Source organism: Pseudokineococcus marinus (genome assembly GCF_013004605.1).
Lineage (GTDB): Bacteria > Actinomycetota > Actinomycetes > Actinomycetales > Quadrisphaeraceae > Pseudokineococcus > Pseudokineococcus marinus.
Genome location: NZ_JABEMA010000189.1, coordinates 1 through 6,127 on the forward strand (window position 1 = coordinate 1; position 6,127 = coordinate 6,127).

Sequence of the window (6,127 nt, forward strand, 5' to 3'; positions counted from 1 at the left end):
GCGGGGCGGCAGCGCCCCCGCCACCCGCGGCAGACCCGCGGGCAGCGGGCCCAGGGGGCGGCAGACGCACGAAGGCCCCGGGCGGGATCGCCCGGGGCCTCCGTGCGCGGCGCTCACGGCGCGTCCGCCGGCGGGCGGACGCGGTGGAGCTCGTCAGCGCGTGCTGCTCACGTCGAGCCGGTCAGTGGCCGTGCCCGTGGCCGTGGCCGACGGCCTCCTCGACGGGCTCCTTCTTCTCCACGACGAGCGTCTCGGTGGTGAGGACCATCGAGGCGATCGACGCGGCGTTGACGAGCGCCGAGCGGGTGACCTTCACCGGGTCGATGACGCCGGCGGGCACGAGGTCCTCGTACTCGCCCGTCGCCGCGTTGAGGCCCTGCCCGCCCCCGAGGGTGCGGACGCGGTCGACGACGACGTAGCCGTTCATGCCGGCGTTCTCGGCGATCCAGCGCAGCGGCTGGTCGACGGCGCGCCGGACGATGCGGACACCCACGGCCTCGTCGCCCGTGCGGCCGAGGTCGCCCTCGAGCACGGACGCCGCCTGGACGAGGGCGGAGCCGCCGCCGGCGACGATGCCCTCCTCGATGGCCGCGCGGGTCGCCGAGACGGCGTCCTCGATGCGGTGCTTCTTCTCCTTCAGCTCGACCTCGGTGGCCGCGCCGACCTTGATGACGCAGACGCCGCCGCCGAGCTTGGCGAGCCGCTCCTGCAGCTTCTCGCGGTCCCAGTCGGAGTCGGTGCGCTCGATCTCGGAGCGGATCTGGCCGGCGCGCGCGTCGATGTCCTCGCGCGAGCCGCCGCCGTCGACGACCGTCGTGTCGTCCTTCGTGACGACGACGCGGCGGGCCGAGCCGAGCACCTCGAGGCCGACCTGGTCGAGCTTGAGGCCGACGTCGGGGGTGACGACCTGGGCGCCGGTGAGGACGGCGAGGTCCTCGAGCATCGCCTTGCGGCGGTCGCCGAAGCCGGGGGCCTTGATCGCCGCGGCCGTGAAGGTGCCGCGGATCTTGTTGACGACGAGGGTCGAGAGGGCCTCGCCGTCGACGTCCTCGGCCACGACGAAGAGGGGCTTGGACGTCTCCAGCACCTTCTCGAGCAGCGGCAGGAGGTCCTGGACCGCGCTGATCTTGCCGGTGTGGACGAGCACGTGGGTGTCCTCCAGGACGGCCTCCATGCGCTCGTTGTCGGTGACGAAGTACGGCGAGATGTAGCCCTTGTCGAGCTGCATGCCCTCGGTGAACTCGAGGTCCATCGCCGCGGTGGTCGACTCCTCGACGGTGATGACGCCGTCCTTGCCGACCTTGTCGAACGCCTCGGCGATGAGCTCGCCGATGGTGCGGTCCTGGCTGGAGATCGCGGCGACGTGGGCGATCTCGTCCTTGCCCTCGACGTCGCGGGCGGCGCCGCGGAGGGCGTCGCCGACGGCCGTGACCGCGGCGTCCATGCCCCGCTTGAGGGCGCCGGGCGCCGCACCGGCGGCCACGTTGCGCAGGCCCTCGTGCACGAGCGCCTGCGCGAGGACCGTCGCGGTCGTCGTGCCGTCGCCGGCGACGTCGTTGGTCTTGGTGGCGACCTCCTTGGCGAGCTGGGCGCCGAGGTTCTCGTACGGGTCCTCCAGCTCCACCTCGCGGGCGATCGTCACGCCGTCGTTGGTGATGGTGGGTGCGCCCCACTGCTTGTCGATGACGACGTTGCGGCCGCGGGGGCCGAGCGTCACCTTCACGGCGTCGGCGAGGGCGTCGACGCCGCGCTCGAGCGCGCGGCGGGCCTCGTCGTCGAACTGCAGGGTCTTGGCCATGGTGCTCCGTCCTGGTGGGGGCTCGCGCTGGAGCCCGCGGGAGAGTCGTGCGGTGCGGCGCGGTCGCGCTCGGGGCCCGTCGCTCGTCGGCTGTCGTGCGGGGCCCCGGACGCACGTCGCCCCGGGGACCGGCGGGCCGGTCCGCCGGGGCGGTCGTGCGGGCGCGCGGCCCGGGTGGGGCCGCGGTGCGCCGTCGTGCCGGGGGCTGGTGTCAGCCGACGACGGCGAGGACGTCGCGCGCGGAGAGGATGAGCAGGTCCTCGCCGCCGTACTTGACCTCGGTGCCGCCGTACTTGGAGTAGATGACCTTCTCGCCGACCTTGACGTCGACCGGCACGCGCTGGCCGTTGTCGTCGACGCGGCCCGGGCCCACCGCGAGGACCTCGCCCTCCTGGGGCTTCTCCTTCGCGGTGTCCGGGATGACCAGACCCGACGCGGTCGTCTGCTCGGCCTCGACGGCCTTGACGACGATGCGGTCCTCGAGCGGCTTGATGGAGACCGACACTGTGCGGACCTCTCCTTCGTGGTGGTTCACGTGACGGGGGCAGGCGGTGCGGGCTGGAGCCGTCCGCCGTCGCGGGGGTCGGCCGGTCCTGCCGTCTCGCCGACCGCGACTCTAGGGCGGGGTTAGCACTCGGTCAATCCGAGTGCCAGCCCTGCGGCCGCCTCCGGGGGGTCGCCGCGGCGGCGGCTCCGGGGACGCCCGACCGTGCCACCATCGCCGTCGTGGACGACCCCGCCGTCGCCGGCCTCGCGGCGGTGCTCTCCCCCGCCGGCCAGGCCCTCCTGGCCTCCCTGCCCCCCTACGACGACGAGGGCGCCCTCGCGCTGGGGCAGCGGCTGCGCGCGGCCGGCCACGACCCCGTGCTCGTGGCGGGCGCCCTCACCCAGAGCCGCCTGCGGGCTCGGGCGCGCGCCAAGTTCGGGCCCTTCGCCGACGACATGCTCTTCACGGCAGCCGGTCTCGAGCAGGCGACGCGGCTCGAGGTGGCCGCCCGGCACGCGCGCCGCTTCGCCGCGACGGGCGTGCGCCGCGCGGCCGACCTCGGCTGCGGCGTCGGCGGGGACGCCCTGGCGCTGGCCGGGCTCGGGGTCGACGTCCTCGCGGTCGACCGCGACGAGCCCACCGCCGCGGTGGCCGCGGCCAACCTGCGGCGCTTCCCCGGCAGCGAGGTGCGCTGCGAGGACGTCGCGGCCACCGACCTCACGGGCGTCGACGGCGCCTGGCTCGACCCGGCGCGCCGCGACGCCGCCGGGCGCCGGGTCCTCGACCCGCGACGGGCGAGCCCGCCGCTGTCCTTCGCCGTCGAGCTGGCGCAGCGGCTGCCCGTCGGGGTGAAGACGGCGCCCGGCATCGACCACGACCTCGTGCCGGGGGCGGTCGGGGACGCACCGGCGGGGGGCGCCTGGGAGTGCCAGTGGACGTCGGTCGACGGCGACGTCGTCGAGGCGGCCCTGTGGTCGCCGGCGCTGGCCCGTCCGGGCGTGCGCCGCAGCGCCGTCGTCGTCCGCGCCGGCGCCGCGGCCGTCGTCGACGACGCGCACGACCCCTTCGCCGGCGGCGCCCCGCCCGTCGGCCCCGTGGGCGGGTACCTCTACGAGCCCGACGGCGCCGTCGTGCGGGCCGGGCTCGTGGGCGCCGTCGTGGCGGCCCTCGACGGCCGGCTGGTCGACCCCTCGATCGCCTACGTCACGGCCGACCGGCACCTCGAGCTGCCGTCGGCGACGGGCTACGCCGTCGACGAGGTGCTCCCCTTCGGCCTCAAGCCGCTGCGGGCGCGCCTGCGCGAGCGCGGCGTCGGCCGCCTCGTCGTCAAGAAGCGCGGCACCGCCGTGGAGCCCGAGGAGCTGCGCCGCCGCCTCGGCCGGCTCGAGGGCCCGCACGAGGCCGTCGTCGTGCTCACGCGGGTGGCGGGGCGCCAGAGCGCGCTGCTGTGCCGGGCGCTGCCCCGCCCCGCCGCCTGAGCCCCGGCCCCGGAAGAGGCTCCGGAAGAGGTTCCCGGAGAGGCCCCGAGGAGGCGCTCAGGCCGCGACGAGCACCGTCTCCACCGGCAGCGAGGAGTCCCCGCCCAGCCCCGGCCCCGACGGCGGGAGCCCGCGCGCGACGACCTGCGCCCCGAGGGCGGCGACCATCGCGCCGTTGTCGGTGCACAGCCGCAGCCGGGGCACGCGCAGCGCGACGCCGGCCTCCGCGCACCGCTCGGCGAGCAGCTCGCGCAGCCGTCCGTTGGCCGAGACCCCGCCGCCCAGCAGGAGGGTCTCGAGGCCGTGCGCTCGGCACGCGTCGACGGCCTTGCGGGTGAGGACGTCGCAGACGGCCTCCTGGAAGGAGGCCGCGACGTCGGCCACCGGCACCGGGCGGCCCGACGCCTCGCAGGCCCGCACCCAGCGGGCGACGGCCGTCTTGAGGCCGGAGAAGGAGAAGTCGAAGCGGTGGCGCTCGAGGTCGCGGGCCGACGTCAGGCCCCGCGGGAAGGCGATGGCCCGCGGGTCCCCGTCCGCCGCGGCGGCGCTGATGGCCGGCCCGCCCGGGTAGGGCAGCCCCAGCAGGCGGGCGGTCTTGTCGAAGGCCTCCCCCGCCGCGTCGTCGACCGTCTCGCCGAGCAGGCGCACGTCGCTCGCGACGTCGACGACGTGGAGCAGGGAGGTGTGCCCGCCGGAGACGAGCAGCGCGCCGCACGGCGTCGGCAGCGGCCCGCCGTCGAGGGCGCACACCGCGACGTGGGCGTCGAGGTGGTTGACGCCGTACAGCGGCACGTCGAGCGCCCAGGCGAGGGCCTTGGCGGCGCCGACGCCGACGAGCAGGGCTCCGGCGAGCCCGGGCCCGGCCGTCACCGCGACGGCGTCCACGTCCGCGAGCGTGACGCCGGCGTCCTCGCAGGCGCGGCGGAGCGTCGGGACCATCGCCTCGAGGTGGGCCCGGCTCGCGACCTCGGGCACGACGCCCCCGAAGCGGGCGTGCTCCTCGACGCTGCTCGCCACGGCGTCGGCGAGCAGCGTGGTGCCGCGCACGAGGCCGACGCCCGTCTCGTCGCAGGAGGTCTCGATCCCGAGGACCAGCGGCTCCACCCCCGCGGCCGGGGGACGGCCGGGCTGCAGCAGACGGGCCCGGGGCGCAGCCCCTCCGACCTCGGCGCTCACAGCGCCTCCTTCACGTCGCCGCGGGCGCGGGCCCGCCGCACGCGGCTGCGGACGAACAGGGCGAGCAGGACGACGAGCACGGCGATGAAGGCGTGGTCGAGGTACTGGGCGTACTCCTCGACCCGCTCGAACTGCGACCCCAGGGCGTACCCCCCGCCGACGAGCAGGGCGTTCCACAGCAGGGAGCCCGCGCCCGTGAGGAGGCAGAAGCGCAGCAGCGGCATCCGCGTGGTCCCCGCCGGGATCGAGACGAGGCTGCGCACGCCCGGCACGAGCCGCCCGAAGAAGACCGACGCGCCGCCGTGGCGGTGGAACCAGCCGACGGCGTGCTCGACCTCCTCGCGGTCGACGAAGGGGATGCGCGCCATCACCGCGACGGCGCGCCGCTCGCCGAGCGCCCGGCCGGCGGCGTAGAGCGCGAGCGCCCCGACGAGGGAGCCGAGCGTCGCGGCCACGAGCACGAGGACGAGGTCCATGCCGCCCTGCGCGGCGATGAAGCCGGCCAGCGGCAGGGTGACCTCGCTCGGCACGGGGGGCACGACCGTCTCGAGGACGGTGGCGACGAAGACGCCGGGCTCGCCGATGGCGGCGATGAAGCGCGCGAGCGCGCCGGACAGCCCGGTGAGGCCGCCGACGGCGTCGTCGACCGACGTGGTGGCCAGGACGGCGGGGGCTGCGTCGAGGAGGGCGGGGCTCATGCGGGGCGGGCTCCGGGGTCGGCGGGGGCGGCGGCGGTGGCGTCGGCAGGCGGCGGTGGGCTCGTGCGGCGGCGCAGCACGAGGGCGTCGGCGCCGGGGCCGTAGTAGTCGCGGCGACGGGCCAGCTGCTCGAAGCCGTGCCGGGCGTAGAGGCGCCGCGCCGGGGCGTTCCCGGCGTCGACCTCGAGGAGCAGCGCGGTGGCGCCGAGGAGGGCCGCGTGCTGCTCGCACGCCACGAGGAGGGCGTCCCCGAGCCCGCGTCCGCGCGCCCAGGGGGCGGTGGCGATGGTCTGCACGTCGGCGTCGGGGCCGGCGGCGGCCGCGACCGCGTAGCCGGCGAGCGCCCCGTCGGCCGTGCGGGCCACCCAGGCGCCGCGGCCGGGAGCCGCCAGCTCGGACCAGAACAGCTCCGCGCTCCAGGCCGTCGGCCCGAAGAGGTCGGCCTCGAGGGCGGCGACCTCGGCGACGTCCCACCAGCGCAGGCGCGCCA

At 76.9% G+C, this 6,127-nt stretch carries 6 protein-coding genes; 1 reads left to right on the top strand and 5 read right to left on the bottom strand.

Going from position 1 to position 6,127, the window contains the following annotated elements:
• Window positions 1-181: 181 nt before the first annotated feature.
• On the bottom strand, window positions 182-1,798 hold the full coding sequence (gene groL / locus HLB09_RS11685) for a chaperonin GroEL (RefSeq protein WP_171203545.1): 1,617 nt from the start codon (window positions 1,796-1,798) through the stop codon (window positions 182-184).
• Between the two features lie 211 nt (window positions 1,799-2,009).
• Window positions 2,010-2,303 (bottom strand): co-chaperone GroES, encoded by a 294-nt coding sequence (groES, locus tag HLB09_RS11690; RefSeq protein WP_171203546.1) that lies wholly within the window; start codon window positions 2,301-2,303, stop codon window positions 2,010-2,012.
• Window positions 2,304-2,524: 221 nt separating this feature from the next.
• On the opposite strand from groES, the gene HLB09_RS11695 reads away from it, so the two are divergent.
• Window positions 2,525-3,763, top strand: coding sequence for a class I SAM-dependent methyltransferase (locus HLB09_RS11695; protein WP_171203547.1), 1,239 nt, complete (start codon window positions 2,525-2,527; stop codon window positions 3,761-3,763).
• 57 nt (window positions 3,764-3,820) lie between these two features.
• Here HLB09_RS11695 and tsaD read toward each other — a convergent pair whose 3' ends face one another.
• The 3 genes from tsaD to HLB09_RS11710 form a co-directional block, all read right to left on the bottom strand.
• The gene (gene tsaD / locus HLB09_RS11700; RefSeq protein WP_171203550.1) at window positions 3,821-4,867 is read right to left on the bottom strand and encodes a tRNA (adenosine(37)-N6)-threonylcarbamoyltransferase complex transferase subunit TsaD; all 1,047 of its coding nucleotides are present in this window, start codon (window positions 4,865-4,867) and stop codon (window positions 3,821-3,823) included.
• 68 nt (window positions 4,868-4,935) lie between these two features.
• Window positions 4,936-5,637 (bottom strand): DedA family protein, encoded by a 702-nt coding sequence (locus HLB09_RS11705; RefSeq protein ID WP_171203548.1) that lies wholly within the window; start codon window positions 5,635-5,637, stop codon window positions 4,936-4,938.
• Window positions 5,634-6,127 (bottom strand): GNAT family N-acetyltransferase (locus HLB09_RS11710; protein ID WP_171203549.1); only part of this gene is annotated, 494 nt, incomplete at its 5' end. The genes HLB09_RS11710 and HLB09_RS11705, both read right to left, overlap by 4 nt.